This window comes from Amycolatopsis palatopharyngis, from assembly GCF_003385185.1.
GTDB lineage: Bacteria > Actinomycetota > Actinomycetes > Mycobacteriales > Pseudonocardiaceae > Amycolatopsis > Amycolatopsis palatopharyngis.
The window spans coordinates 1-26,356 of the sequence record NZ_PQHZ01000070.1; the positions used below are offsets into that span (position 1 = coordinate 1).

Consider the following 26,356-nt stretch of genomic DNA (forward strand, 5'->3'; position numbering starts at 1 on the left):
GGTGTCAGGTGCCCTTGCGGCTACGGCCGTAATTGCGGCCGTGAGCGTCGCTCAGAACCCTGCCACCGCCCTCCCAATCCCCGCCCCCCAGCAACCCCCGAGTGACTCCTCTGACGCCCTCCAGCAGTACCGGGAGCTGGCCGCAGAGGCAGAGAAGCTGAACGAGGACTACCTCAAGGCGAAGGACGACCTCGCCGCACGCCAGGCGGAGTTGAAGGCAGCCAATGCCGATCTGACAGGTGCCGAGCGGGCCCAGGCCGACGCCGCCGAGGACGAGGAACGCTTCCGTGCCGAGGTCGACCGGTTCGCCGGTGCGTCCTTCACCAGTGGCGCTCAGCTCAACAAGCTGTCGGCACTGCTGACCGGCCGGTCGGCTCAGGACTTCCTGGACCGGTCCTCGGCACTCGAGCAGCTCTCCGCGGACAAGAACGCAGCCCTGAGCAACCTCTCAGGGGCGGTCGAGGAGGCCAGCGCGGCAAAGCGCCAGGCAGCCGACGCCCAGTCCCGCGCGAAGGCGGCCAAGGAAGAAGCGGCCAAGCTGACCGCGGACATCGAGGCTCGCAAGGCCTCCCTCGACGAGCAGGTCGAGGAGCTGAAGGAAACCAGCAACCAGCTGTCCGCGGCCGACCGCGAGGCGCAGAGCAACACCGGCGGTCCGATCCCCAACGTCCAGGCGCCGGGACCGGCCGCGCAGGCTGCCGTCGACGCCGCACTGAGCAAGATGGGCAGCTCCTACGTGTGGGGCGCGACCGGGCCCAGCACGTTCGACTGCTCCGGGCTGACGTCCTGGGCGTACAACCAGGCGGGCGTTTCCATCCCGCGGTCCAGCCGGGCCCAGTCCACCTTCGGCCAGGCGGTCTCGCGGGACCAGCTGCAGCCCGGTGACCTGGTGTTCTTCTACTCCCCGGTGTCGCACGTGGGCATCTACATCGGTAACGGGCAGATGGTGCACGCGCCGACCTCCGGCGACGTCGTCAAGATCTCGCCATTGCAGAACCAGTACAGCGGGGCCCGCAGGGTCGCCTGACGATCCGAAGGACCACCCCTGCCGAGCCCGGGTGGGCGCCAGAACCGGCGCCCACCCGGGCTCGCGTCGTTCCCGGCCTCGGCCGGTAGTCTCGGCGACGTGCTGCGGACGCTGCTGGTGACCAACGACTTCCCGCCACGGCCGGGCGGGATCCAGAACTACCTGAACTCCCTGGCACACCGGCTGCCCCCAGAGGACCTGGTGGTCTACGCGCCTTCGTGGGAGTCCGCCTCCGGCTCGCACCGTGAGTTCGACGCCAACGCGCCGTTCGAGGTGGTGCGGCATCCGACACCGCTGATGCTGCCGACCCCGGAGGTGCTGCGCAGGGCCAGGAGCATCATGCGCGCACGCGACTGCGAAGCCGTCTGGTTCGGCGCCGCGGCACCGCTGGCCCTGCTCGGTCTCTCACTGCGCCAGGACGGCGCACGCCGCATCGTTGCCTGCACCCACGGACACGAGGTGGGCTGGTCGATGCTGCCTGCCGCGCGGCAGGCGCTGCGGCGAATCGGGGAGACCAGTGACGTGGTGACTTACGTCAGCAAGTACACGCGCTCCCGCTTCGCGGCCGCGTTCGGGCCCATGGCCGGCCTCGAGCACCTGCCTTCGGGTGTCGACCCCGAGCTGTTCCGCCCCGACCCGGCCGGGCGGGAGGAGTTGCGCCGCAGGTACGGCCTTTCGGATCGGCCCACGGTCGTGTGCGTGTCCAGGCTCGTCCCGCGCAAGGGGCAGGACATGCTGGTGCGGGCCCTGCCACTGTTGCGGGAGCGGGTGCCGGATGCGGCGCTGCTGCTCGTCGGCGGCGGTCCCTATCGCAAGCGGCTGATGGATCTGGCCCAGGAGTACGGCGTCGCCGAGCACGTGGTGTTCACCGGCTCGGTGCCGTGGGAGGAGCTGCCCGCGCACTACGCGGCCGGTGACGTCTTCGCGATGCCCGCCAGGACCAGGGGCAAGGGGCTCGACGTCGAGGGACTCGGCATCGTGTACCTCGAGGCCTCCGCGGTCGGGCTGCCGGTCGTGGCCGGCCAGTCGGGCGGGGCCCCGGAGACGGTGCTGGACGAGGTGACCGGACACGTGGTGGACGGGCGCAACCTCGACCAGCTGGCCGACACGCTGTCGCCGTTGCTCGCCGATCCGATCCGGGCGCAGCGTATGGGCCAGGCGGGCCGGGAGTGGGTTTCCCGGCACTGGCGCTGGGACGTGCTAGCGGGATCGTTGTCGACGATGCTCAGTGGCGATCCCGTCGCCGCGGTGCGCTAGGGCTCCAGCACGGCCGGATTGGCGGGATGGTCCATCCGCACCACGACGTCGGCGAGCTCGCGCGGTCGTGCCTCGCGCTCGTAGCGGTCGTAGGCCGGTAGTGCCCACAGCGCGTCGCGGGGGACGCGGCGCCGCAGCGCGGGTGGCGACAACCACAGGTGCACGCTGAAGTCGAAGTCCAGTCCCCTGCCGAGCAGCAACTCGCCGTCCAGAAGCAGAATTCCGCCCGCGGCGAGGGTGCTCCTCGGCCACCGCAGCGCACGATCGTGCTCCGCGTCCCACAGCCCAGGCAACACCGAACCGCTCCCGCCGTCCCCCAGCGGGCCGAGCACCTCCCTGCGCAGAGCGCCGGCATCGAGCCAGTCCTCGTATCGGACATCAGGATCGGTACGGCCGCGTTCCAGGCGTAGCGAGGCGGGACGCAGGAAATCCCGAGCCGAGACGCGCACGACCTCCCTTCCCCGGACCCGAAGGGGATCCACCAGTGCGTCGGCCAGTGCCGCGGGGTCACTCGCGTCGTCGGCGCCGTCCACCGCCAGCCTCGTCCACTCGTCGGCCGGTCCCGACGCGAGCCGGTCCGCGAGTTCGGCGACCAGCCGCTCGGACGAGATCGGGCGATAACGCATCAGCCGATCCTGACGCACGCCCCGTGCTGATCCACATCGAGGCCTGCGGAGCACTACGCCGGACGAGGTGCACTGCCGCCGACCGGGCACGACCGGGAGCCGTGGTTCGTTGGCGGTGCAAGGGAACAGGGAAGTAATGGGGAGGAACCGCAGTGCGTGCCGTAGAACCCGTGACCGGACAAGCCACCGACGAACTCGTCCGCCTTGACCTCGACTTCATCCAGGACCCGCACACCGCGATGGAACTGTTGCGCGCGGACGGGCCGGTGCGGCAGGCGATCATGCCCCGCGGGCTTCGGGTATGGCTGGTGACGGGCTACGCGGACGCGCGATCGTTGCTCGCCGATCCCCGGCTGAGCAAGGACTACCGAGCGGCCGGTGCGCTCTTCGACCGGCAACTCACCGCAACCGGTGGGGTGTCGAGCGGGTTCACCCAGTCACTCGCCGCGCATATGCTCAACTCCGATCCGCCCGACCACACCCGGTTGCGCAAACTGGTGAACAAGGCGTTCACCGCGCGCACGGTCGCCAGGCTGCGTCCACGCATCGAGGAGATCACCGCGGGGCTGCTCGACGACATGTCCGGCACGGTGGACCTGCTCGAGGCGTTCGCCTTCCCGTTGCCGATCACGGTCATCTGCGAGTTGCTCGGCATCCCGGACGACGACAAGGACGACTTCCGCAGCTGGTCCGGGACGCTGGTGTCGGCCTCACCAGCCGAGGACGTGGACCGGGCGTCCAGCGAGATGTCGAGGTACCTGCTGTCGCTGGTCGAGGCCAAGCGGGCGGCCCCTGGGGATGATCTGCTCTCCGACCTGGTGCACGTCTCCGACGAGGGGGACAAGCTCTCCGAGGTCGAACTGGTCTCGATGATCTTCCTGTTGCTGGTTGCCGGGCACGAGACGACGGTGAACCTGATCGGCAATGGAGTGCTCGCGCTGCTGCGCCACCCCGACCAGCTCGCCGCGCTCAGGGCAGATCCCTCGCTCGTGCCCAACGCCGTCGAGGAGTTCCTCAGGTACGAGGGGCCGGTGAACATCGCGACGCTGCGATTCACCGCCGAGCCGGTGCGGGCCGGCGAGGTGACGATCCCGGAGGGGGAGTTCGTGATGATCTCCCTGCTCGCCGCCAACCGGGACAGCGCCAGGTTCGACGAGCCGGCCAGGTTCGACGTGCATCGTCCGCCTGGCGGGCACCTCGCGTTCGGGCACGGTATCCACTTCTGCGTGGGTGCCCCGCTGGCCCGGCTGGAGGCCGAGATCGCGGTACGAAGGCTGGTCGAACGTTTCGGCGATCTCCGCCTGGCCGCCGAACCGGAGACACTGCGCTGGCGCGACAGCACATTGATGCGCGGGCTGGAGACACTGCCGGTGCGGGTGGACTGAGCCGCGCAGACCCGGCTCAGCCGGAAGGCCGCGTACCGTTCGGTTCCAGTATTTCCGACTCGCCCCAGGCCGTGACCGTCAGTTCATCGCCGATGCTCACCGTGCCGGGCCGGATCACCGCGAACTTCACGCCGAAAGCGAGCCCGCCGCCGGTGGCGCGGCGGTAGCCCGCGAGTGTGCGCAGGGGTTCCGGGCCCGCACGCACTCCGGTCCGCTGGTCGACGGTGGTGACCGCACAGCGGATGGCGAGCTTGCTGTAGCCGAGTTCGGCCGTTCCGGCCACGATCCTGCGGGCGCCGTCCTCCGCATGTGGTTCGCCCCAGCCGTCGACAACGATGTTCGGCCGGAAGCGGCTCATCGGCACCGGGCTGCCGCCGCGTTCGGCGATGCGCTCGGTGAGCAGGTCGAGGGACTGTGCGGCGGTCACGAGCAGGGCGGCGCTGTCGGCGTAGCCCGACGTCCCCGGTGTCGCTCCGTCGGTGACCCGGTCGTGCTCAGGCGGTACCCGGACGAGGCGGCTCGGCTCACCGATCACCTCGGACAGCCACATGGCCACTCGATCGCCCTGGTCGATCCCCAGGTAGGCGACGCCGAACAGTTCCACCCCGCGCCGCTCCCCGGTGACGTCCACGTCGACCGCGACGGCGGAGGCGCCCTCTGCGCGCAGGACGAGGCGGGTCCCGGCGTTGTCGATCTCCGGCCGGATCCGGGCCAGCGCGGGGTTTCGCCGCTGGCTGCGGAAGACTCCGCCCGCACCGATGACCAGGAAACTGCGGTCGTGGGCGAGTCCGGCGGGCGTGACGGCCGCCTCGGGCACCGAGATGCCCGCGCATCCTTTGACCGGGTAGTGCGTCAGTTCGAGGATCCTGGCCACCCGGCTCACGCTACCGGCCGAGCGCTACCGGATCTCACCGCGATCGCGACCGGGGGCATGGCCGTACAGTAGTGCGCCATGACCGCCGAGGAACTGCTCGCACTCGACGCCGAACACGTCTGGCACCCCTACGCACCGATGCCGGGTAGCGTGCCTCCGTTACTGGTCACAGAGGCCTCCGGAGTACGCCTGCGACTGTCCGACGGCCGCGACCTGATCGACGGGATGTCCTCGTGGTGGTCGGCGATCCACGGCTACCGCAACCCGGTGCTCGACGCCGCGCTCGCGGAGCAGGCAGGCCGGATGAGTCACGTGATGTTCGGTGGGCTCACACACGAACCGGCGATCCGGCTGGCGCAGACCCTGGTCGACATCACTCCGGAAGGGCTGGGGCACGTCTTCCTGTGCGATTCCGGCTCCGTTTCGGTCGAGGTCGCGATCAAGATGTGCTTGCAGTACTGGCAGTCGGTGGGAAAGCAGGCAAAGCGTCGGCTGCTGACCTGGCGCGGCGGATACCACGGCGACACTTTCCATCCGATGAGCGTCTGCGATCCCGAGGGAGGGATGCATTCGCTGTGGCGCGGAGTACTGCCGGAGCAGCTTTTCCTCCCCGCGCCGCCGTCCGGGTTCGACACCCCGATCGACGAGTCCTATGTGGAGCAGATTCACGCTACGGTGGAACAGCACGCGGACGAGTTGGCCGCGGTGATCGTCGAGCCGGTGGTGCAGGGAGCCGGCGGGATGCGGTTCCATCACCCGGGTTATCTGCGGGCACTGCGCGAGGCAACCGAGGCACACGGAGTGCTGCTGGTCTTCGACGAGATCGCGACGGGCTTCGGCCGCACGGGCACACTGTTCGCGGCCGAGCACGCGGGCGTCACCCCGGATGTGCTCTGTCTGGGGAAGGCACTCACCGGCGGCTATCTGACGATGGCGGCGACGTTGTGCACCTCGGAGATCGCGCGCGGTATTTCGCGGGGCGCACTACCCGTGCTGGCACACGGACCCACGTTCATGGGTAATCCACTCGCCTCGGCGGTGGCCAATGCTTCTATCGGTCTGTTGCGGGACGGTGAATGGCAGGCCGATGTCCGCCGGATCGAGTCGGCTCTCGAGTCCGGCCTGAAATCCGCGCTGGATGTGCCGGGCGTGCTGGATGTCCGGGTACTCGGGGCGATCGGCGTGGTCCAGCTTGATCACGACGCCGATATGGCGGTGGCGACCAGGACCGTGACCGAACACGGTGTATGGCTGCGTCCCTTCCGGGACATGCTCTACTGCATGCCGCCGTACCTGGCGGGTAACACCGATATTGCGGCGATAACCGAGGCGATGATTGCTGCCGCGGCTGTCGCCTGAGTCACCGGGAAGCGGTTGGTCGGACCAAGATCACCTGATCGAGTTTCAGTGGCCCGACAACGGTGTTGTATGCCAATTATTTGTCACGACTCGCCCGGGTATACGCCGATGAATTGTTATATCGGGTGAGACCTGGCACACGCACTGCTGTTTCTGTTCACGCAGTGGTGCTGTTTTTGTGACGAACTTGGTGTGAACAGAACATGAGAACGTTTTTGTATAGCGGACATTTCACCGAACCTCCGGTTTCCTGGTGATCGACGGGTCGTCGCAGCCGCCGACCCGACACGCGGTGGCAATCCCCGCGTGCCGGTAGCCGAAGGGGGAGGAATTGATGACGGAAGCGGCCATGGACGAGAGTCGGCCCACTGGGGGTCCGAAACTCCGGCTGACACTGCGCAGCGTGCTACGCCACGACGTGCCCGCCTCACTGGTGGTGTTCCTCGTCGCCGTCCCCCTGTCGCTGGGCATCGCACTCGCCTCCGGCGCCCCGGTGATCGCGGGACTGATCGCGGCGATCGTCGGCGGGATTCTCGCCGGCGCACTCGGGGGCTCGGCGATGCAGGTGAGCGGGCCCGCGGCGGGGTTGACGGTGGTCATGGCCGAGACGATCAACCAGTTCGGCTGGGCGGTCACCTGTGCCATCACGGTCGCTGCCGGCCTGCTGCAGGTACTGCTGGGGCTGAGCCGCGCCGCGCGTGCGGCGCTGGCCATCTCACCGGCGATCGTGCACGGCATGCTCGCGGGCATCGGTGTCACGATCGTGCTCGGCCAGTTGCACGTGATTCTCGGTGGGTCGGCGCAGAGTTCGGCGATAGCCAACATCGCCGAGTTGCCGCAGCAGATCGTCGGCCATCACGACACCGCGGCGATGATCGGCATTCTCACGATCGCGATCCTGCTCGTCTGGTCCAGGCTTCCAGCCGCGGTGCGCAAGGTGCCCGGACCGCTCGCCGCGGTCACGGTGGTGACGGTTCTGTCCACAATGGCCGGACTGTCGCTGGACCGTGTTGACCTCCCAGGTGACATTCTGGCCGTGGACTTCGTCCCGCGGCTGGAGGGCGGTCAGTGGGGCGAACTGGTGATCGCCGCGGTGACCATCGCGCTGATCGCGAGCGTGGAGAGCCTGCTGTCGGCGGTCGCGGTGGACAAGCTGCACTCCGGCCCGAGGGCGAACCTCGACCGCGAGCTGGTCGGTCAGGGCGTCGCGAACATGGCGTCGGGTGCGGTGGGCGGACTGCCGGTCACGGGGGTCATCGTGCGCAGCTCCACCAACGTCGCAGCCGGTGCTCGTTCCCGCGCCTCCGCCGTCCTGCACGCGGTGTGGGTGCTGGTGTTCACGGTCGCACTCGCCGGGCTCATCGAGAGCATCCCACTCGCCGCGCTGGCGGGACTGCTGGTGCACGTCGGTGCGCGGCTGGTGAATCTGAACCACATCCGGCAGGTCCGGGAGCACGGCGATCTGTGGGTCTACCTCGTGACGCTGGCCGGTGTGGTGGTCATCGACCTGCTCAGCGGCGTGCTGCTGGGCATCGCGCTCTCACTCGCCGTGATGCTGCGCCGCACGATCTGGTCCGGAATCCACGCCGAGGGCGAGGACGACCAGCGAAGGGTCGTCATCGAGGGAGTGCTGACGTTCCTCTCGGTGCCCCGGCTGTCCAAGGTGCTCGGTTCGCTGCCGCCGGGTGGGACGGTGACGCTGGAGCTGGTGGTGGACTATCTCGACCACGCCGCCTTCGACACTCTCGCCGATTGGCAGCAGGCGTACGAGCGCGCGGGAGGCACGGTGTCCGTGGACGAGATCGGGCATCCGTGGTTCCAGCGGGGGAAGTCGGGCGTGCCGACGGTGCGTCGGGAGGCGGCGGACAAGGTCGTGCCGCGCTGGCTGGCGCCGTGGTCGGAGTGGCAGGTCAACCATATGGGCGTCGTGGTGCCGGGCCAGCGCACCGAGCCGACGGCGACCAAGGCGATGTGCCGGGGAACCTCGGAGTTCCAGCGCCGGACGGCGCCGCTCGTGCAGTCCACGATGAGCAGGCTGGCCGAAGGTCAACAGCCGCACACCCTGTTCATCGCCTGCGGTGATGCCAGGATCGTGCCGAACCTGATCACCACCAGCGGTCCCGGCGATCTCTTCACCGTGCGCAACATCGGCAACCTCGTGCCTGAACGTCCTTCGGCTGGTGACGATTCCGTTGCCGCGGCGATCGAGTTCGCGGTGGGCGTGCTGCGGGTGCGGGAGGTCGTGGTCTGCGGGCATTCCGGCTGCGGGGCGATGAAGGCGTTGCTCGGTGAGATGCCGGAGAACATGCCAGGGCTGACGAACTGGCTGCGGCACGCGGAGTCGAGTGTGCGGCGCAGGGACAGCACCGACGCGGTAGCGCTGCGCAGGCATCTGCCGCCGACGGAAGCGGATCAGCTGGCGCTGCACAACGTGCTGCAGCAGTTGGAGAACCTGCGGCAGTACCCGATCATCGCCGAGGCGGAGGTGCGCGGCGACCTGCACCTCACCGGGATGTACTTCGACGTCGGCGGGGCGCAGGTGTATCTCTTCGACACCCCGTCCGGGGCGTTCGTGCCCGCGGATGCCAGCAGGCGACCCGCTACCCGTACGTGACGGAGCGAGCGGTGAGGCGGATGCTCTAGTGTGCAGGCCGTGAGCGTGCTGGTGATCTCCGGTACCGGAACCGGCGTAGGAAAGACAGTGGTCACCGCGGCGATCGCGGCATTGGCCCGTGAGCGCGGTGACCGGGTGGCGGTGCTCAAACCCGCGCAGACGGGTGTGGCCCTGGACGAACCCGGTGACCTGGCCGAGGTGCGCAGGCTGGCGGGCGATGTGTCCACGAGGGAGCTTCGGCGGTATCCCGATCCGCTGTCGCCCGAGGCCGCGGCCCGTCGTTCGGGGCTGCCACCCGTGCGGCCCGCCGAGGCGGCGCAGGCGGCGGGTGAGCTGGCCGCTGTCCACGATCTCGTGCTGATCGAGGGTGCGGGTGGCCTGCTGGTGCGCTTCGACGACGGCGGCGGCACCCTCGCCGACATCGCCTGGTCGCTGGGCGCGCTGGTCCTCGTGGTCGCGGAGGCAGGCCTTGGCACGCTCAATGCCACGGCGCTGACCGCCGAGGTGGCCACCAGGCGAGGGCTGAACGTGGCCGGAGTCGTGGTCGGGGCCTGGCCCACCGAGCCGGACCTGGCGGCGCGAAGCAATCTGAGCGACCTTCCGGTGGCGGCCGGTGGGCCGCTGCTGGGTGTGCTTCCGGCCGGTCTTGGCGCTGTGACCAGGGACGAGTTCGTCGAAGAGGCACGCAGAGGCCTCTCGCCGTGGTTCGGCGGCACCTTCGATCCGGAGTGCTTCACAACGAGCGCGTCCGCCCAGACGTGACCACGGTCGCTGTGTCGCACGCCGCTGGTCGTGCACACTCACCACATTGATTTCGTCTCGAAGAGGAGCAGTCGTGACCGCAGCACCCCATCAGGACACCGGGCTCGACAGGCAGGACCCGGAGGCAGCGATCATCACCGCGGCCCGTGAGCAGGTCCTCGAGCGCGGGGAGGGGCTGTCGGAGAAGCAGGTCCTCGAGGTTCTGCGGCTCGACGACGACCAGATGCCCGGCCTGCTGGCCCTCGCACACGAGGTGCGGATGCGCTGGTGCGGCCCCGAGGTGGAGGTCGAGGGCATCGTCAGCGTCAAGACCGGTGGCTGCCCCGAGGACTGCCACTTCTGCTCGCAGTCCGGTCGCTTCCCGACCCCGGTCCGTTCGGCCTGGCTGGACATCCCGGGCCTGGTCAAGGCGGCGGAGGAGACAGCGGCGACCGGCGCGACCGAGTTCTGCATCGTGGCGGCGGTGCGCGGACCCGACGCCAGGCTGCTGTCGCAGGTGCGCGACGGCATCAACGCCATCAGGGAGTCGGGCAACGACATCCAGATCGCGTGCTCACTGGGGATGCTGACCCAGGAGCAGGTCGACGAGCTCGTCGAGATGGGGGTGCACCGGTACAACCACAACCTGGAGACCGCCCGCTCGCACTTCCCGAACGTGGTGACGACGCACTCCTGGGAGGAGCGCTGGGACACCCTGCGGATGGTCCGGGAAGCCGGGATGGAGGTCTGCTCCGGTGGCATCGTCGGAATGGGCGAGACCGACGAGCAGCGGGCTGAGTTCGCGGTGCAGCTCGCGGAGCTCGACCCGCACGAGGTCCCGATGAACTTCCTCATCCCGCAGCCGGGGACCCCGTACGAGAGCTACGAGGTGATCGAGGGCAAGGACGCGCTGCGGACCGTCGCGGCGTTCCGTCTCGCGCTGCCGCGCACGATGCTGCGTTTCGCCGGTGGCCGGGAACTGACCTTGGGCGACCTCGGCGCCGAGCAGGGGATGCTGGGCGGGGTCAACGCGATCATCGTCGGCAACTACCTGACGAACCTGGGCAGGCCGGCGAGTCAGGACCTGGAGATGCTGTCCGGTCTGAAGATGCCGATCAAGGCGCTCAGCGAGACGCTGTGAGCGTTGCGGACTCGACCGGGTCCGCGGACGCGGCGACGGAGTTCTGTATCCACTGCGGACAGGCCGCGGTGGGGGGTGAGCATGCGTCGTGCCGGTCCCCGCGCACGGCATTGGAGCCGCCGAGGTTCTGCTCACGGTGTGCGCGCAGGATGGTCGTGCAGATCACGCCGAGCGGCTGGTCGGCGCGGTGCAGCAGGCATGGCGAGTCGACCTCCGGGGATCCCGGGGACAGTGCTCGTTGATGTCGGCGTGTGGCGGTGGGTCGGCCGAAATGCGTCCCTTCCGGACCAGGCGCTAGTCTCGCCGAAAGGGGAGCGCGAGGAGGTCGGGAGTGAGTGAGGCGAGAACAACGGTGGAGTCGCGCCATGCTCCCGATGAAACCCGGCAGGTAGTCGAGTGGATGCCGCGCCAGCCGCCGCGAGTGGTGGTGAAGGCGGATCTGCTGCCCGCGGTCAGCGTGCTGTCGATGGTCGGACTGCTGGGGATCCCGGTGGGCTGGATCTGGTCAAGGCTCGCACCACCGGAGCGCGTGCGGGTGCTGGCGGACAATCGGCTGGTGCCGTTGCAGCTGGAGAGCTGGCACCGGTTCGACGCGCTCGCGATCTTCCTGCTGTTGGGTATGGCGGCCGGGGCGATTACCGGAGTCGTGCTGTGGCTGATGCGGGAGCGGCGCGGACCCGTCGTGCTGATCGCCGGGGTGCTGGGGGCCTTGCTTGCCGGATGGCTCGGTATGCAGATGGGCTCCGCCTTCGCCGGAGGCCTGTACACCGTCACCGACGCTCCCGCTCTGGGTGACGTGGTGGAGCGGACCCCGGTACTGGAGACGGGCTGGGTGCTGCTGGCGCAGCCGATGATGCTCACACTGGTCTACGGCACCCTCGCGGCCTGGAACGGCCGGGACGACCTGGGGCGCAGGCTCGGCTGACGATCGTGAGGAAAACTCAACCTCTCGCCGGAGGGCCACCGATACCGTGACTCCCGACGAAGGGGGTCACAGTGGTGGACAAGGGGCGACAGGTCGAGCATTCGGGTACCGCGCGGGTGCGGTTTCCCGGGATCAGCCCGCGCGCGTACGAGCATCCGGTGGACCGAGGTGCGCTGGCGACGCTGCGGATGGTGCCTGGCTTCGCCGAGGTCCTCAAGGTTGTCTCCGGGCTGATCAGTGAGCGCGGTGAGCGGCTGATGGCGCTCGGCTCGGCCATTCGGGTCGGGCCGAAGCAGTACCCGGAGCTGGACAGGTTCCGGCGGGAGTGCGCCGAGACGCTGGACGTTGACCCGGTGCCGAACGTGTTCGTGGCAAGGAGCCCGGATGCGAACGCGATGACGCTGGGGATGGACGAGCCGTTCATCGTGCTGAGCACCGGGCTGGTCGAGCTGCTGGACGCGGAGGGACTGCGTTTCGCGATCGGCCACGAGATGGGCCACGTGTTGTCCGGGCATGCGGTGTACCGAACGATGATGCGCAGGCTGATCAGCCTGCAGCTGTCGATGTCGTGGATGCCGGTGAGCGCGCTCGGGTTGCGCGCGATTCTCGCGGCACTGCACGAGTGGTACCGCAAGGCCGAGTTGTCGTGCGACCGGGCGGGCCTGTTGTGTGGCCAGGATCCGGCGGCGGCACTTCGGGCGCATGTGCTGTTGGCGGGCGGGGTCGATCCCGCCGCGCAGGTGGACATTCCGTCGTTCCTGCGGCAGGCCGAGGAGTACGACTCGGTGGACGACATCCGGGACAGTGTGCTGAAGCTGCGCAACATCCAGGACATGTCGCATCCACTGGCCGTGGTGCGCGCTTCACAACTGCAGAAGTGGGCGGCGTCGGAGGAGTACCGGGCGATCCTGGCCGGCGACTACCCGCGCCGCGACGACGACGAACCGCACGCGAGCTGGTCGGAGGACGTGAAGTCGGCGGCGAAGTCCTACAAGGACTCTTTCGCGGCGTCGGCGGACCCACTGTCCAAAGTGTTCGCAGATGTCGGCGAAGCCGTATCCGGTGCGGCGGGGAAGGTGTGGGGCAAGTTCGGCACCCGCGACGACGGGAACGGTGAAGGGACACCGCGCCCCTAGGGTTCCCGGGAACTGCCAACTCGGGCCCCGGAAACTGCAAACTCGGGCCCCGAAACTGCCAACTCGGGCTCGGGAACTGCAAAGTCGGGCGTGGTCAGTTCAGGCTTCCGGGGGTGCTGAGGGCGCCTTCGCCGGTGGGTGGGGCTGGGACGGCGCGGAGGGTGGAGAGGAAGCCTGCTTCGCGGGTGAGCAGGCGGCAGGCCAGGCGCAGGCGGCGGAGGGGCTGGCGTTCCTCGAGTAGTCGTTGCTGGTCGGCCAGAGGTAGCAGGCAGTCGGCCGCCAGCAGGTATGCCAGGTCTTCCACGTCCGTGTCGTGGGGCGGGGTGCTCCAGTCGTCGCTTTCCCAGGCAGAGTCGCAGTACTGGCGGTGCGCGGAGCGGGCGACGCTGGAGAGGCGCTCGGTCGCCTCGTCGGCGCCTTTGGGGACCGGAGCGTCCGCCAGCCACTCGACGGTGCCCATCAGGTATGGCGCCGCCGTCGTGTCCACGTCCAGCAGCCGGAACGGACGCCTGCCCGTGGTGACGATGTCGAACCGGCCGTCCGGCAGGCTCTTCGCCTCCCGTAGCTCCGCCGAGCAGCCGACATCGAAAAGGTCCTGCGGTCCCTCGACCTCGCGGACCATCGAGGTCTTGATCGCGATGATCCCGAACTGCCGGTCGGGAAGCACCTCGTTCATCAGATCGACGGTCAGCTGCCGGTACCTCGGTTCGAAGATGTGCAGCGGCAGGTGCGCACCTGGCATGAGCACCGCCTGAAGCGGGAACAACGGCAACGTTGCCCGCTTCTCGCTTTCCGGTGATCTGTCGGCCACGCGCACACGTTACGACGCGCGCGAGCGTCCCGCTTGCTGGCGCTTGCTGCCGTCACGCTGCCGCGCAGGCGGCCGGAATACCGCGAACGGGTCCGTGACCTGCATTCCGTCGCCGGTGAACGAGAACAGCGCCGCAGGTCGGCCACCGGTGCGCCCAGGGGGAGCGGTACCCCCCGTTGGTGCGAGCAAACCTCTCCTGGCGAGCACGCGCTGCAGGTTCGTCGCCGAAACGCGGTAGCCGAGCGCCGCCGAGTACAGCTCCCGCAGGGACGAGATCGTGAACTCCTCCGGCGCCAGCGCGAATCCCAGGTTCGTGTAGCAGAGTTTCGCCCGCAGCCGGTCCCGTGCCCGCAGCGCGATCGCCTCGTGGTCGAACGCCGTCCTCGGCAGCGCGTCGAGGTCGTGCCATGCGGTGTCCTCCGGGATCACCGGGTCGACCCCGGCCGGGACGAGTCCGAGGAACGCGGTTGCCACCACGCGCGGCCCGGGCACCCGATCGGGCGCACTGAAAACGGCCAGCTGCTCCACGTGAGTGAGGTGAGTCACATCCACTTTTTCGGCGAGTTGCCGGCGGATCGACGTCTCCACGTCCTCGTCCGGTCGCAGCCTGCCGCCGGGCAGTGACCAGCGTCCGACGTGCGGATCCAGCGCTCGCCGCCACAGCAGTACCTGCAGGCTGGACGGTCCTGGAGCGGGTGATGTGGCGCAACGCACTTGCAGGACGGCGCCCAGGACCTCGTGTGCCAGGGGGGCACTGCTGTTAATATGACTATGCACGGTTTTCGATTATAAGACGAAAACCGAGACGTGGTCCAGGAGGCACGCCATGACCTTGCAGATGGAAGATCTCGTTCCCTACGGCGGCGTCGAAGCCGACGCGGCTTGGGCGGACGAGGTGCGCCGCCTTGCCAAGGAACGCGACGCTGTGATTCTCGCGCACAACTACCAGGTGCCGGAGATCCAGGACATCGCCGATCACACCGGCGACTCGCTGGCCCTGAGCCGGATCGCGGCCGCCAGCGACGCCTCCACGATCGTCTTCTGCGGCGTCCACTTCATGGCCGAGACCGCCAAGATCCTCGCGCCGGAGAAGACCGTCCTCATCCCGGACGCCAGGGCGGGCTGTTCGCTGGCCGACTCGATCACCGGAGCACAGCTGCGCGAGTGGAAGGCCGAGCACCCCGGTGCCGTCGTCGTCTCCTACGTGAACACGACGGCCGAGGTGAAGGCCGAGACCGACATCTGCTGCACCTCCTCCAACGCCGTCGACGTGGTCGCCTCGATCCCCGCTGACCAGGACGTACTGTTCCTGCCCGACCAGTTCCTCGGTGCGCACGTCAAGCGGGAGACCGGCCGGGACAACCTCCACGTCTGGGCGGGTGAATGCCACGTCCACGCCGGCATCAACGGCCCCGAGCTGGCCGAGCGGGCAGCCGCGAATCCGGACGCCGACCTCTTCATCCACCCCGAGTGCGGCTGCGCCACCTCCGCGCTCTACCTGGCAGGGGAGGGGACCGTGCCCGCCGACAAGGTCCGCATTCTCTCCACCGGCGACATGGTGCACGCCGCCCGCTCCACCAAGGCGACCTCGGTGCTCGTCGCCACCGAGATCGGCATGCTGCACCAGCTGCGCAAGGCCGCCCCGGAGATCGACTTCCGTGCCGTGAACGACCGCGCGTCCTGCAGGTACATGAAGATGATCACTCCTGCCGCGCTGTTGCGTTCACTGCGCGAAGGCGCCGACGAGGTGCACGTCGATGCCGAGACCGCGCGCCGCGCCAGCGCCTCGGTGCGCCGGATGATCGAGATCGGGCAGCCCGGCGGCGGAGAATGAACACGCCGGTTCCATACTCCGGGGCGAAAACTCCCGTGATGGGCGGTTCCGCCCGCTGGGAGGCGGAGGCCGACCTGGTCGTGCTCGGTAGCGGTGTGGCAGGACTTACCGCGGCCCTGCGCGCCCAGGCACTCGGGCTCCGGGTGCTGGTGGTGACCAAGGCCGGCGTCGCGGACGGCAACACCAGATGGGCCCAGGGCGGCGTAGCCGTCGTCCTGGACGGCGAGCACGAGGACGGTGACTCCGTCGATCGGCACGTCACCGACACCCTGGCGGCCGGAGCGGGTTTGTGCGACGACGACGCCGTATGCGCCATTCTCGCGGGCGGGCCCGCCGCGGTCGCCCGGCTGCGCGCCCTCGGTGCGCGGTTCGACTCCCGTGACGGCTCCCTGGCCCGTACCCGAGAGGGCGGGCACAGCTCGTTTCGCGTTATTCACGCGGGCGGTGACGCGACCGGAGCGGAGGTCGAGCGCGCCCTCGTCGCCGAGAGCGGAGGCAGGCAGGTCGCCGTACTGGAGCGGCACATCGCCGTGGATGCCCTGCGCACGCCACTCGGTGCCGTCGCCGGGGTGACCGTGCTCGACCCCGACGGTGTGCCCGGCATCCTTCGTGCTCCCGCCGTCCTGCTCGCCACCGGTGGGCTCGGGCAGCTCTACCAGGCCACCTCCAACCCGGAAATCGCCACAGGTGACGGCCTGGCGCTCGCGTTGCGGGCCGGAGCCCCGGTTTCCGACGTCGAGTTCGTGCAGTTTCACCCGACCGTGCTCTACACCCCGGGCGCACGCGGCCGCTGCCCGCTGGTCACCGAGGCCGTTCGTGGCGAGGGCGCCGTGCTGCTCGACGCGGCCGGTGAGCCGGTCATGCGTGGCGTGCACCCGCTCGGCGATCTCGCGCCTCGCGACGTCGTGTCGGCCGCCATCACCCGGCGAATGGCGCAGGCGCCCGCAGGCGTGGACGACCACGTTTTCCTCGATGCCACCATGATCGCGAACTTCGCGAACCGGTTCCCGACCGTGCAAGCGGCTTGCCGCGCGATCGGCGTCGACCCCGCGCACGACCCGATCCCCGTGACCCCGGCGGCCCACTTCGCCTGTGGCGGAGTTGTGGCGGGCACCGAGGGGCGCACCGGCGTGACCGGCCTCTACGCGGCGGGTGAGGTGGCGCGCACCGGCCTGCACGGGGCGAACCGGCTCGCGTCCAACAGTCTGCTCGAGGGACTCGTCGTCGGGGAGCTTGCCGCCGAGTCCGTCGCGGCGGACCTCGCGGGTGGGCAGTTGGCGGACCCTCAGCACGGAATCGTGCCGACGGGCGAGCTCGTGCACATCGCCGACCGCGACTCACTGCAACGCGTGATGAGCCGCTATGCCGCCATCGGCAGGGACGCGGAGGGACTGTCCGTCGCGGGATCCGTCCTCGATCTCGCGACCGTCGAGAGTCCGTTATGGACTCAGAGTGCGGTCGAGGACGCCGCGCTGACCTTGATCGCGGGCGCGGTCCTGTCCGCCGCGGCCCGGCGGACCGAGTCGCGTGGCTGCCATGTCCGCTCGGACTTCCCGCAGCGAGACGACCTCAACTGGCAGCGCTCGCAGTTGTTGCGGCTCAGCCCATCGGGTCAGGCGGTGCTGGCGGATTCGCTGGACAGGATGTGTGCGGCATGAGCAGACGGGGTGAGAGGGAGCCGGTGGACGCGGCGTTCGTGGCGAATGCCTTGCACGCCGAACGGAGTGAGGCAGATCGACACGGCATGAGCAGACAGGGTGAGAGGGAGCCGGTGGACGCGGCGTTCGTGGCGAATGCCTTGCACGCCGAACGGAGTGAGGCAGATCGACACGGCATGAGCAGACGGGGTGACTGGCAGGAAGACCTCGCCAGGGTGGTGCGTACGGCCCTCGACGAGGACCTGCGTTTCGGCCCGGACGCGACCACCGAGGCGACGGTGACAGCCGACGCCGTCGCCACCGCGGAACTGACCCCGCGCGTATCGGGTGTCGTGGCCGGGATCCCCGCCGCGATCGCGGTGTTCGAGACGGTTCTCGGGACCGGCTGGGAGCTACGACAATGCCGTTCGGACGGAGAACGCCTTGAGGCGGGCGAGCCCGCGATCGTCGTCCACGGCCCGGTGCGCGGGCTGCTCACCGCCGAGCGCACCGCGCTCAACCTGCTCTGCCATCTCTCCGGTATCGCCACCGCGACAGCGGCCTGGGTGTCCGCGGTGGACGGAACTGGCTGCGCGATCAGGGACTCCCGCAAGACGCTGCCAGGTCTGCGCTCACTGCAGAAGTACGCGGTCCGCTGCGGTGGCGGCGTGAACCACCGGATGGCCCTTGGTGACGCGGTGCTGATCAAGGACAACCACGTTGTCGCCGCAGGCTCGGTGACCGAGGCGCTCCGCCTGGCCAGGGCGCACGCGCCGGAGCTGGCCTGCGAGGTGGAGGTCGACGATCTCGGGCAGCTGGCGGAGGCGCTGGCGGCCGGGGCGGACGAGGTCCTTCTGGACAACTTCACTCCGGAGCAGTGCCTGTCGGCCGTGCGACTGCGGGACGAGCGGGCTCCCAGGACCCGTCTCGAGGCATCCGGCGGCCTTCGGCTCGAGAACGCCAAGGCCTATGCCGCCACCGGCGTCGACTATCTGGCGGTCGGCGCGCTCACCCATTCCTCGCCGGCACTCGATCTCGGCATGGATTTGCGCTGAACGCAGCGACCGCGATGGTTGTTCACGACCGGTAGGGGCTGTCCGGTCCTGCACATGCGGGAAACCACTTGTCGTCCGTCCGGCGCATCCCAGATTCGCCACTGTGGGGGAGAATCACACGAGTGACCGTGCCGATGTCCGGCCAGGGGAGAAGCACCAGGGTCGGCGTGATCGAGGACCATCCGTTGTACCGCGCGGCGCTCGCGCGGCTGCTCGACGATGCCGTGGACGTGGAACTCGGTGCCGTGGCCGAATCCGTGGAACAGTTCACCGGCGCTCATGAGCCTGCGGGCAGTGTCGTGGTCCTGGACCTGAAGCTGCGCGGCGTCACCGACGCGGCAGCGGTCGCCAAGGTGGTCGCGATGGGACATCGGGTGCTGGTGGTCTCCGGGTACGCCACCCCAGCCGACATCCTCGGCGCCATCGGGGCAGGCGCACTGGGCTACCTCTCGAAACATGCGGCCGCCGAGGACATCCTGCAGGCGGTGCGCACCATCGGGGCGGGCGGCTCCTACGTCTCGCCCGAGCTGGCCGGGGCGGCGCTCGACTCCGCAAGGCACCGCTCGGACAACGCGCGCCTCGATCTGTCCGAACGGGAACGACAGGTGCTGGCACTCGTCGCGGCGGGTGAACGCGACCAGGACATCGCCGACGAGATGGCGATCAGCGTCCGCACCGTCCGTTCCTACCTGGACCGAATCCGGGACAAGACCGGGCTACGCCGCAGGACCGAACTGACGCGCCTGGCGATCGAGGAGGGCTTCGCCTCCTGGTGATCCCGCCTGCTCCCTTCAGCCTCTCGTACGACCGAGCCGGCGGTTGGGGAGTACGGCGGTGGCCGCCCGGGAGGTCGTCGCGAGTTCGGGGTCGATGTCGGCCAGCAGACGTCCCGGCGCCGGGCCGAGTTGTGCGTGCACCTCGCCGAACGGTTCGGCGACGGTGGAGAAACCGATTCCGGTCGGCGCCTTCGGGTGCACGTCGGCTGCGGTCTCGGCCGGATCGGCCTGCCCGCAGCCGAGCACCCAGGAGCCGGAATCCAGCGCGCGCGCCCGGACCAGCAGCTCCCACTGCTCCCGCTTGCCCGGACCGGCGCCCCAGGACGCGGGAACGACCACCGCGGCGGTTCCCCGGTCGGCGAGTTCCTGGAACAACTCCGGAAACCGCACGTCGTAGCAGGCGGTGATCCCGAGGAGCACGCCGTCCACCTCGGCGGTCGCCGGCTCCGACCCGCCCTCGACCGTGTCCGACTCGCGGAAGCCGAACGCGTCGTAGAGGTGGATCTTGTCGTAGCCGAGGTGCTGGCCGAAGCCGGTGGCCAGGATGGTGTTGCGTACCCGCGTACCACCAGGGCCCTGTTGCGCGGCGGGAGTGAACATCCCGGCGACCACCAGCACGTCGTGCTCGACGGCGATGGCGGCCACCCCGCTCGCCCAGGGGCCGTCCAGTGGTTCGGCCAGTGGGGTCAGCGGCGTACCGAACTGGGCCATCATCGCCTCCGGAAAGACGACGACACGGGCACCTTCGGCGGCGGCTTCGGCCACCTGCGTCCGGACCGTTCCGAGGTTCACGGCGGGGTCGGCGCTCGATGTCAGCTGGCACAGTGCGACGCGCAGCACGGCCGCCTCCTTCCGGTCTTGTATACAAGAAGTATACCAACTATGTGAGGGTGGGCACTGCCATCGCAGCCTACGGTCGGCGACCTCGTACCCTCTAAGACATGCTGAACCGCTCCGACCTGCGTGGCCGTATCCCATCGCCAGCCGAACTGCGCGCCACCCTGCCGCGTGCCGAGGTCGACGTGGACGCCGCCATGCATCAGGTGCGGCCGGTACTCGAGGCGGTACGCGATCGCGGGGTCGAGGCGGTGCTCGAGTTCGCCGAGCGCTTCGACCGGGTGCGGCCGAAATCGGTCCGGGTGCCCGCGGCCGAGTTGGACCGCGCGCTCGCCGAACTCGATCCGGGAGTCCGGGAGGCGCTCGAGGAGTCGATCTCCCGCGCCAGAAAGGTGCACGCCGACCAGCGCAGGCCCGACGTCACCACCCAGGTCGTCGAGGGCGGCACGGTCACCGAACGCTGGGTGCCGGTGGCCAGGGTCGGTCTCTACGCGCCGGGCGGGCTCGCGGTCTATCCGTCCAGCGTCGTGATGAATGTCGTTCCGGCACAGGCGGCCGGGGTGGAGTCGCTGGTCGTCTGCTCACCACCGCAGGCGGAGTTCGGCGGACTGCCGCACCCGACCATCCTCGCCGCAGCGGCGCTGCTCGAGGTCGACGAGGTGTGGGCCGCGGGCGGTGCACAGGCGGTCGCCCTGCTCGCCCACGGCGGTATCGACACCGACGGGGCAGCACTGGATCCGGTGGACATGGTGACCGGTCCGGGCAACATCTACGTCACGGCGGCCAAGCGGACACTGCGCGGGCTGATCGGCATCGACACCGAGGCGGGTACCACCGAGATCGCGATCCTCGCCGACGAGACCGCGGATCCGGTGCACGTCGCCGCCGACCTGGTCAGCCAGGCCGAGCACGACACCCAGGCCGCGAGCGTGCTGGTCACGACATCGGTCGAACTCGCCGACGCCGTCAATGCGGAACTCGCGCACCGGGTCCCCGCGACCAAGCACGGCGAACGGGTGGCTGAGGCGTTGCGCGGCCCCCAGTCGGGCACGGTACTGGTGTCCACACTGGAGGACGGCCTGCGCGTGGTCGACGCCTACGCCGCCGAACACCTGGAGATTCAGACTGCCGACGCAGCAGCTGTCGCCGCCAGGGTGCGCAACGCGGGAGCGATCTTCGTTGGCCCCTACGCGCCGGTGTCCCTCGGCGACTACTGCGCGGGCTCCAACCACGTGCTTCCCACCGGCGGCTTCGCCAGGCACTCGTCCGGACTGTCCGTGCAGAGCTTCCTGCGCGGAATCCACGTCGTCGACTACAGCGCCGACGCGCTGCGCGAGGTGGCCGCGAAGGTCGTCACGCTGGCCGGCGCCGAGGACCTGCCCGCCCACGGTGAGGCCGTGACCGCCCGTTTCGCACAGGAGAAATCGTGACCGCCGAAGACGTGACGCTGGCGCAGCTCCCGCTGCGCGAGGACCTGCGTGGCCGGAGTCCTTACGGCGCGCCGCAGCTCGACGTACCGGTCCGGCTCAATACCAACGAGAATCCCTATCCGCCGCCCGATGAACTGGTCGCCGATGTCGCCGACGCCGTACGCCGGGTCGCGGCCCAGCTGCACCGGTACCCGGACCGGGACGCCGTCGGGCTGCGCCAGGACCTCGCCGCGTATCTCTCGGAGTCCACAGGTGTCCAGTTGACCGAGCGCAACCTCTGGGCAGCCAACGGCTCCAACGAGATCCTGCAGCAGCTCCTGCAGGCGTTCGGCGGGCCGGGCAGGTCCGCGCTCGGTTTCGAGCCGTCCTACTCCATGCACCCGATCATCGCCGCTGGGACGCGCACGGACTGGGTGCCGGCACCACGACGGGAAGACTTCTCGCTGGACGCGGATCGGGCGGCCGAGGTCGTGGCCGCACGTGCACCCGATGTGGTCTTCCTGACCAGCCCGAACAACCCGACCGGAGGCTCCATCACGCTGGAGGGTCTGGAGGCGGTGCTGCGGGCGGCACCGGGCATCGTCGTGGTGGACGAGGCCTACGCCGAGTTCTCCGCACGGCCGAGTGCGGTGCGGCTACTGGCCGACTATCCGGCCAAGCTCGTGGTGTCGCGCACGATGAGCAAGGCCTTCGCATTCGCGGGTGGCCGGCTCGGTTATCTCGCGGCCGCTCCTGCCGTGGTGGACGCTCTGCAGCTCGTCCGCCTGCCCTACCACCTCTCGGTGCTGACTCAGGCGGCCGCGCGTGCGGCGCTGCGGCATGCCGATGCGACGCTCGCCTCAGTGGCCACTTTGGCCGCCGAACGAGATCGCGTGGTGGAGTCGTTGCTGGGACTGGGCTTTTCGCCGGTACCCAGTGACGCGAACTTCGTCCTCTTCGGACGATTCAACGACGCCCCAGCGTCCTGGAACGCTTATGTGGACAGTGGGGTGCTGATCCGTGATGTCGGGATCGCTGGGCACCTGCGGGTGAGTATCGGTACGCCCGAGGAGAACGATGCGTTTCTGGCCGCGAGCAAGGAGGTACCGAGGTGAGCCGGATCGGCAAGGTGGAACGCACCACGAAGGAGTCCTCGATCCTCGTCGAGGTCGATCTCGACGGCTCGGGGGAGGTGGAGGTCTCCACCGGAGTTCCGTTCTACGACCACATGCTGCACTCATTCGGTGTGCACGGTGCGCTCGATCTGCGTATCCAGGCAAGCGGGGACGTGCACATCGACGCACACCACACCGTGGAGGACACCGCGATCGTGCTGGGCCAGGCGATCCGCGAGGCGCTCGGCGACAAGAAGGGCATCCGCAGGTTCGGCGATTGCTGGATCCCGATGGACGAGACCCTGGCGCATGCTGCGATCGACGTGTCCGGTCGCCCGTTCTGTGTGCACGTGGGCGAACCGGAACAGTTCAACGCCTTCACCATTGGCGGGAACTACCCGTTCGTCCTGACCAGGCACGTGTTCGACTCGCTGAGCTTCCACGCCCAGATCGCGTTGCACGTGCGTGTGGTGCACGGCCGCGATCCGCACCATATCGCCGAAGCCCAGTACAAGGCGGTGGCGAGGGCACTGCGTGCCGCCACGGAAGCCGACCCGCGCGCGGGCGGTATTCCCTCGACAAAGGGCGTGCTCTGACGCTCGTTCGTGGACGCTGGTAGCGTCGCGCATCGTGTCGAAGGAGATCGTCGCCGTCCTGCTGCTCGCCCTCGCCGGATTCCTGATCGGCGGGGTGTACAGCACGTGGAAGACCATGAAAGCGATGGCGATCGTGCTCGCCGCCGCCGCTGCGATCGCGGTGGGCGGTGCCGTGGTCTGGCTGACCAGCTGACACCGCCCGGCCGCTGCCGCTAGTGCGATGGCTCGAGTACCCGCCCGTCGGGCTGCTCCTCGCCGTCCAGCGCCCGGCTCAGCTTCTCGCCCTCGACGTCCACATTCGGCAGGATCCGGTTCAACCAGCCGGGTAGCCACCAGGCCCGGGTACCGAGCAGTGACATCACCGCGGGCACGATGGTCATCCGTACCACGAAGGCGTCGACCAGAACACCGAACGCCAGCGCGAAACCGATCGACTGGATCAGCGTCTCGGAGGAGAGCACGAAGCCGGCGAACACGCTGATCATGATCAAGGCGGCCGCCACCACCACCCGGGAACCATGCCGGAATCCGGTGATCATCGCGGGGTCGGGTGCGGTTCCGTGCACGTGCTCCTCCCTCATCCTGGTCACCAGGAACACCTGATAGTCCATCGCGAGTCCGAAAAGGACACCGATGAGCAGGATCGGGAGCATGCTCATGATCGGCCCGTTGGCCTCCACGCCGAGTAGATCGTTCAGCCAGCCCCACTGGAACACCGCGACGACCGCGCCGAACGTCGCCGCCACCGAGCCGAGAAAGCCCAGCGTGGCCTTGAGTGGGACGATCACCGAGCGGAACACCAGCATCAGCAGGATGAAGGCCAGTCCGACGATCAGTGCTAGGTACGGCAGCATCGCGTCGGCCAGTTTGTCGGAGACGTCGATGTTCATCGCGGTCTGCCCGGTGACCGAAAGGTTCGCTCCGGTGCTCTGTCGCAGGCTGTCCGCCTGGTCCCGGATGGTGCTAACCAGATTCTCGGTCGCCTCGCTTCCGGGGCCGCTCTTCGGGATCACGTTGAGCAACGCGGTGTCGCCCTGCGGATTGAACCGCGGCGGCGCCACCGTCGCGACGTCGTCCAGGCCGCCGATGTCCGCGGCCGCCTGTGCGACCGCGCCCTGCGGGTCGCTCGCGTCCGCGACGTCCACCACGATCGTCAACGGCCCATTGGCGCCGGGGCCGAAGCCGGAACTGACCAATTCGTACGCCTGCCGCTGGGTCGAGGTGGGAGCCGCGGTGCTGTCGTTGGGCAGGCCCAACTGCATCGACGCCGCCGGGATGGCGACCACGGCGAGGCCGAGCACTGCCGCCGCGAGTACCGGGACCCGGTGCCGGGCGACGAAGGTGGCCCAGCGCTCGCCGAAGGTGGTGTCGCGGCTCTTGCGGCCCTGCCTGCTGCCCAGCACCTTGGTCCCGGCGAACCCGAGCAGGGCAGGCAGCAGGGTCAGCGCGATCAGTACCGCGATCGCGACCGTGACCGAGGCGGCGACACCCATCTCGCCGAGGAACGGGATCCCGACGACCATCAGTCCCGCGAGGGCGATGATGACCGTCAACCCGGCGAAGACGACTGCCGAACCGGCAGTGCCTACAGCGCGAGCCGCCGCGCTTTCGGGATCGCGACCGATGGAGAGTTCGTGCCGGTATCGGGACACGATGAACAGGGCGTAGTCGATCCCGACCGCGAGGCCGATCATCAACGCGAGCACCGGAGTGTTGGAGTTGAGGTCGAGGAACCCGGAAGTGATCAGGATTCCGGCCATACCGATGCCCACACCGACCAGCGCGGTGAGCAATGGCAGACCTGCCGCGATGAGCGAGCCGAACGTGATGATCAAGACAATCGCCGCGATCAGCACGCCGATCACCTCGGTGGGTTCGGTCTTCGGGGTGCCCTGCATCGCGTCTCCGCCGAACTCGACCCGCAGTCCGGCGTCCCGGCCTGGCTCACCCGCGGCGAGTAACGCCTCCCGATCTGTCTCGCTCAGCTCGAAGCCCATCTTCTGGTAGCTGACCTGGGCGAGGGCGACACGCCCGTCCGGGGAGACGGAACCTGTCTGGAAGGGGTCGGCGACGTTCACTACTTCGGGTGCGGTCCTGAGCTGCTCGACCACCCGCTCCACCGCGGCCTTGTTGTCCGGATCGGCCAGCGTCTCGCCCTCGGGCGCGGCGATGGCCACGCGAGCCGTACCCCCGGCGGCGGCCTGCGGAAACCGCTCCTTGAGCTGGTCGATGGCCTGTTGTGACTCGGTACCCGGAATCGACACCGAGTTCGTCAGCTGGCCGGACAGCGTGAGCGCGCCGGCGCCGAAAGCGACCAGAACGGCCGCCCAGACGCTCAGGACGAGGACACGCCGGCGGAAGGCAAACCGGCCGAGCCGGTACAGGAGTGTGGCCACGGCAAGGACTCCGTTCTTGTTCTTGTCGCGCGATCGGGTGAGTTCCACGCTAGCCAATCGGCAAGGACAGGTCCAAGCCGATCGGCAAGTATGTGACTAGTCGCACGGCTAGGTATCTGCTTGTCGCTCGGCTAGCACGGTGACTTGTGGCGCTGGGAGTTCGAGGCGTAATGTCGGCGTGCTCGCAGAGGAGAGTGAGGACTGATGACTGCCGGAACGGCCGGGACCCACGCCATCGGCGGGTCGTCCACCGCGCGGGTTCGCGAGGACACCAGGGCGCGGCTGCTGGACACCGCGCTGCGGTTGTTCTCAGAGCACGGTGTCGAGGGGACGTCGCTGCAGATGATCGCGGACGCCCTCGGCGTCACGAAGGCAGCCGTCTACTACCACTTCAAGGCGAAGGACGAGATCACCGAGGCCGTCGCCGAGCCCGCGATTCGCGAGTTGGACGCGATCGTCGACGAGGCCGCCACTCGTCGCAGGCGTGGTGCGCAGATCGATCACCTGCTCGACGGTTTCGTGGACGTCGTGGTGCGCAACCGTGCGTTGGTGGCGCTGTTCAGCAGCGACCCGGGTGTGGCTCGGGCGATGGAGAAGACCCTGCACGGTTCGGTGACGTTCAAGACGAAACTGATGACGGTGCTCGTCGGCCCAGAACCGGACGTAGGGGCCGAGGTGACAGCGCGGGTGACCATGGCCGGTATCGCGTTGGCAGGCGGGGACCCCGACCTCGCGGACGTCGACGACGACACCCTGCGCCGCCACCTGCTGGACCTGTCTCTTCTACACCTCTGCCGCTGCCGAC

Annotated in this window: 24 protein-coding genes and 1 pseudogene; 19 read left to right on the top strand and 6 right to left on the bottom strand. The window is 69.0% G+C overall.

The window, feature by feature from the left end; genetic code table 11:
• The first annotated feature begins 1 nt into the window (after position 1).
• The gene (locus tag D0C15_RS30875) at positions 2-1,027 is read left to right on the top strand and encodes a C40 family peptidase (RefSeq protein ID WP_116051606.1); all 1,026 of its coding nucleotides are present in this window, start codon (positions 2-4) and stop codon (positions 1,025-1,027) included.
• 99 nt (positions 1,028-1,126) lie between these two features.
• Positions 1,127-2,284, top strand: coding sequence for a glycosyltransferase family 4 protein (locus D0C15_RS30880; protein WP_211323392.1), 1,158 nt, complete (start codon positions 1,127-1,129; stop codon positions 2,282-2,284).
• On the opposite strand, the gene D0C15_RS30885 is transcribed toward D0C15_RS30880, so the two are convergent.
• Positions 2,281-2,910, bottom strand: a complete 630-nt coding sequence (locus D0C15_RS30885; RefSeq protein ID WP_116051607.1) for a nucleoside/nucleotide kinase family protein — start codon at positions 2,908-2,910, stop codon at positions 2,281-2,283. The genes D0C15_RS30880 and D0C15_RS30885 overlap by 4 nt on opposite strands.
• A gap of 239 nt (positions 2,911-3,149) precedes the next feature.
• Here D0C15_RS30885 and D0C15_RS30890 point away from each other — a divergent pair, with 239 nt between their 5' ends.
• Positions 3,150-4,295 carry a cytochrome P450 family protein gene (locus D0C15_RS30890; RefSeq protein ID WP_116051621.1) on the top strand — a complete coding sequence of 382 codons (1,146 nt, stop codon included), beginning with the start codon at positions 3,150-3,152 and terminating at the stop codon, positions 4,293-4,295.
• A 16-nt stretch (positions 4,296-4,311) separates the two neighbouring features.
• Here the strand turns inward: D0C15_RS30890 and D0C15_RS30895 are convergent, their stop codons facing one another.
• Positions 4,312-5,169 (bottom strand): MOSC domain-containing protein, encoded by an 858-nt coding sequence (locus tag D0C15_RS30895; protein ID WP_116051608.1) that lies wholly within the window; start codon positions 5,167-5,169, stop codon positions 4,312-4,314.
• Between the two features lie 78 nt (positions 5,170-5,247).
• Here D0C15_RS30895 and D0C15_RS30900 point away from each other — a divergent pair, with 78 nt between their 5' ends.
• From D0C15_RS30900 to D0C15_RS30930, 7 genes are all read left to right on the top strand, one after another.
• The gene (locus D0C15_RS30900) at positions 5,248-6,528 is read left to right on the top strand and encodes an adenosylmethionine--8-amino-7-oxononanoate transaminase (protein WP_116051609.1); all 1,281 of its coding nucleotides are present in this window, start codon (positions 5,248-5,250) and stop codon (positions 6,526-6,528) included.
• A gap of 349 nt (positions 6,529-6,877) precedes the next feature.
• Positions 6,878-9,142, top strand: a complete 2,265-nt coding sequence (locus D0C15_RS30905; protein WP_211323395.1) for a SulP family inorganic anion transporter — start codon at positions 6,878-6,880, stop codon at positions 9,140-9,142.
• 39 nt (positions 9,143-9,181) lie between these two features.
• Entirely contained in the window at positions 9,182-9,904 is a 723-nt protein-coding gene (gene bioD, locus D0C15_RS30910; protein WP_116051622.1) for a dethiobiotin synthase, read from the top strand.
• 130 nt (positions 9,905-10,034) lie between these two features.
• Complete coding sequence (bioB, locus tag D0C15_RS30915) at positions 10,035-11,024, top strand: biotin synthase BioB (protein WP_245976431.1); 990 nt, start codon at positions 10,035-10,037, stop codon at positions 11,022-11,024.
• Positions 11,021-11,266, top strand: a complete 246-nt coding sequence (gene bsaP, locus D0C15_RS35320; RefSeq protein WP_425455446.1) for a biotin synthase auxiliary protein BsaP — start codon at positions 11,021-11,023, stop codon at positions 11,264-11,266. Before bioB ends, bsaP begins: the two co-directional genes overlap by 4 nt.
• Positions 11,267-11,424: 158 nt before the next feature.
• Positions 11,425-11,949 (top strand): DUF2567 domain-containing protein, encoded by a 525-nt coding sequence (locus D0C15_RS30925; protein WP_116051624.1) that lies wholly within the window; start codon positions 11,425-11,427, stop codon positions 11,947-11,949.
• A gap of 74 nt (positions 11,950-12,023) precedes the next feature.
• Positions 12,024-13,085 carry a M48 family metallopeptidase gene (locus D0C15_RS30930; protein ID WP_245976429.1) on the top strand — a complete coding sequence of 354 codons (1,062 nt, stop codon included), beginning with the start codon at positions 12,024-12,026 and terminating at the stop codon, positions 13,083-13,085.
• Positions 13,086-13,179: 94 nt separating this feature from the next.
• Here the strand turns inward: D0C15_RS30930 and D0C15_RS30935 are convergent, their stop codons facing one another.
• Entirely contained in the window at positions 13,180-13,896 is a 717-nt protein-coding gene (locus D0C15_RS30935; protein ID WP_116051612.1) for an LON peptidase substrate-binding domain-containing protein, read from the bottom strand.
• A 9-nt stretch (positions 13,897-13,905) separates the two neighbouring features.
• Positions 13,906-14,616: an NUDIX hydrolase gene (locus D0C15_RS30940; protein WP_116051626.1), complete on the bottom strand. Its 711-nt coding sequence runs from the start codon at positions 14,614-14,616 to the stop codon at positions 13,906-13,908.
• 94 nt (positions 14,617-14,710) lie between these two features.
• Here D0C15_RS30940 and nadA point away from each other — a divergent pair.
• The 4 genes and pseudogenes from nadA to D0C15_RS30960 form a co-directional block, all read left to right on the top strand.
• Positions 14,711-15,730 (top strand): annotated as a pseudogene (gene nadA / locus D0C15_RS30945) (quinolinate synthase NadA); the annotation flags it as partial.
• 38 nt (positions 15,731-15,768) lie between these two features.
• Positions 15,769-17,388, top strand: coding sequence for an L-aspartate oxidase (locus D0C15_RS30950; protein ID WP_116051614.1), 1,620 nt, complete (start codon positions 15,769-15,771; stop codon positions 17,386-17,388).
• 176 nt (positions 17,389-17,564) lie between these two features.
• Complete coding sequence (gene nadC / locus D0C15_RS30955; RefSeq protein ID WP_116051627.1) at positions 17,565-18,422, top strand: carboxylating nicotinate-nucleotide diphosphorylase; 858 nt, start codon at positions 17,565-17,567, stop codon at positions 18,420-18,422.
• Between the two features lie 134 nt (positions 18,423-18,556).
• The gene (locus D0C15_RS30960) at positions 18,557-19,198 is read left to right on the top strand and encodes a LuxR C-terminal-related transcriptional regulator (protein WP_116051628.1); all 642 of its coding nucleotides are present in this window, start codon (positions 18,557-18,559) and stop codon (positions 19,196-19,198) included.
• 15 nt (positions 19,199-19,213) lie between these two features.
• Here D0C15_RS30960 and D0C15_RS30965 read toward each other — a convergent pair whose 3' ends face one another.
• The gene (locus D0C15_RS30965; RefSeq protein ID WP_116051615.1) at positions 19,214-20,038 is read right to left on the bottom strand and encodes a carbon-nitrogen hydrolase family protein; all 825 of its coding nucleotides are present in this window, start codon (positions 20,036-20,038) and stop codon (positions 19,214-19,216) included.
• Between the two features lie 101 nt (positions 20,039-20,139).
• Between D0C15_RS30965 and hisD the strand changes: the two genes are divergently transcribed.
• Genes hisD through D0C15_RS34585 form a run of 4 tightly spaced genes read left to right on the top strand, consistent with a single transcriptional unit; the run spans position 20,140 to position 23,348 of the window.
• Complete coding sequence (gene hisD / locus D0C15_RS30970) at positions 20,140-21,465, top strand: histidinol dehydrogenase (protein WP_116051616.1); 1,326 nt, start codon at positions 20,140-20,142, stop codon at positions 21,463-21,465.
• Complete coding sequence (locus tag D0C15_RS30975) at positions 21,462-22,559, top strand: histidinol-phosphate transaminase (RefSeq protein ID WP_425455447.1); 1,098 nt, start codon at positions 21,462-21,464, stop codon at positions 22,557-22,559. The genes hisD and D0C15_RS30975 overlap by 4 nt, the downstream gene beginning before the upstream one ends.
• Entirely contained in the window at positions 22,556-23,155 is a 600-nt protein-coding gene (hisB, locus tag D0C15_RS30980) for an imidazoleglycerol-phosphate dehydratase HisB (RefSeq protein WP_116051618.1), read from the top strand. Before D0C15_RS30975 ends, hisB begins: the two co-directional genes overlap by 4 nt.
• A 34-nt stretch (positions 23,156-23,189) precedes the next feature.
• Positions 23,190-23,348 (top strand): hypothetical protein, encoded by a 159-nt coding sequence (locus D0C15_RS34585; protein WP_170161376.1) that lies wholly within the window; start codon positions 23,190-23,192, stop codon positions 23,346-23,348.
• A 19-nt stretch (positions 23,349-23,367) separates the two neighbouring features.
• Here the strand turns inward: D0C15_RS34585 and D0C15_RS30985 are convergent, their stop codons facing one another.
• On the bottom strand, positions 23,368-25,551 hold the full coding sequence (locus D0C15_RS30985; RefSeq protein ID WP_116051629.1) for an MMPL family transporter: 2,184 nt from the start codon (positions 25,549-25,551) through the stop codon (positions 23,368-23,370).
• Between the two features lie 204 nt (positions 25,552-25,755).
• Between D0C15_RS30985 and D0C15_RS30990 the strand changes: the two genes are divergently transcribed.
• Positions 25,756-26,356: TetR/AcrR family transcriptional regulator (locus D0C15_RS30990; protein ID WP_116051619.1), on the top strand; the 601-nt coding region annotated here is incomplete at its 3' end.

What these genes read in the sequence shown, in the direction of transcription:
- D0C15_RS30885 (WP_116051607.1), bottom strand. Translation starts at nt 2,910, where the DNA reads ATGCGTTATCGCCCGATCTCGTCCGAGCGGCTGGTCGCCGAACTCGCG.
- D0C15_RS30890 (WP_116051621.1), top strand. Translation starts at nt 3,150, where the DNA reads ATGGAACTGTTGCGCGCGGACGGGCCGGTGCGGCAGGCGATCATGCCC.
- D0C15_RS30900 (WP_116051609.1), top strand. Translation starts at nt 5,248, where the DNA reads ATGACCGCCGAGGAACTGCTCGCACTCGACGCCGAACACGTCTGGCAC.
- D0C15_RS30905 (WP_211323395.1), top strand. Translation starts at nt 6,878, where the DNA reads ATGGACGAGAGTCGGCCCACTGGGGGTCCGAAACTCCGGCTGACACTG.
- D0C15_RS30925 (WP_116051624.1), top strand. Translation starts at nt 11,425, where the DNA reads ATGCCGCGCCAGCCGCCGCGAGTGGTGGTGAAGGCGGATCTGCTGCCC.
- D0C15_RS30950 (WP_116051614.1), top strand. Translation starts at nt 15,769, where the DNA reads ATGGGCGGTTCCGCCCGCTGGGAGGCGGAGGCCGACCTGGTCGTGCTC.
- nadC (WP_116051627.1), top strand. Translation starts at nt 17,565, where the DNA reads ATGAGCAGACGGGGTGACTGGCAGGAAGACCTCGCCAGGGTGGTGCGT.
- D0C15_RS30960 (WP_116051628.1), top strand. Translation starts at nt 18,557, where the DNA reads ATGTCCGGCCAGGGGAGAAGCACCAGGGTCGGCGTGATCGAGGACCAT.
- hisD (WP_116051616.1), top strand. Translation starts at nt 20,140, where the DNA reads ATGCTGAACCGCTCCGACCTGCGTGGCCGTATCCCATCGCCAGCCGAA.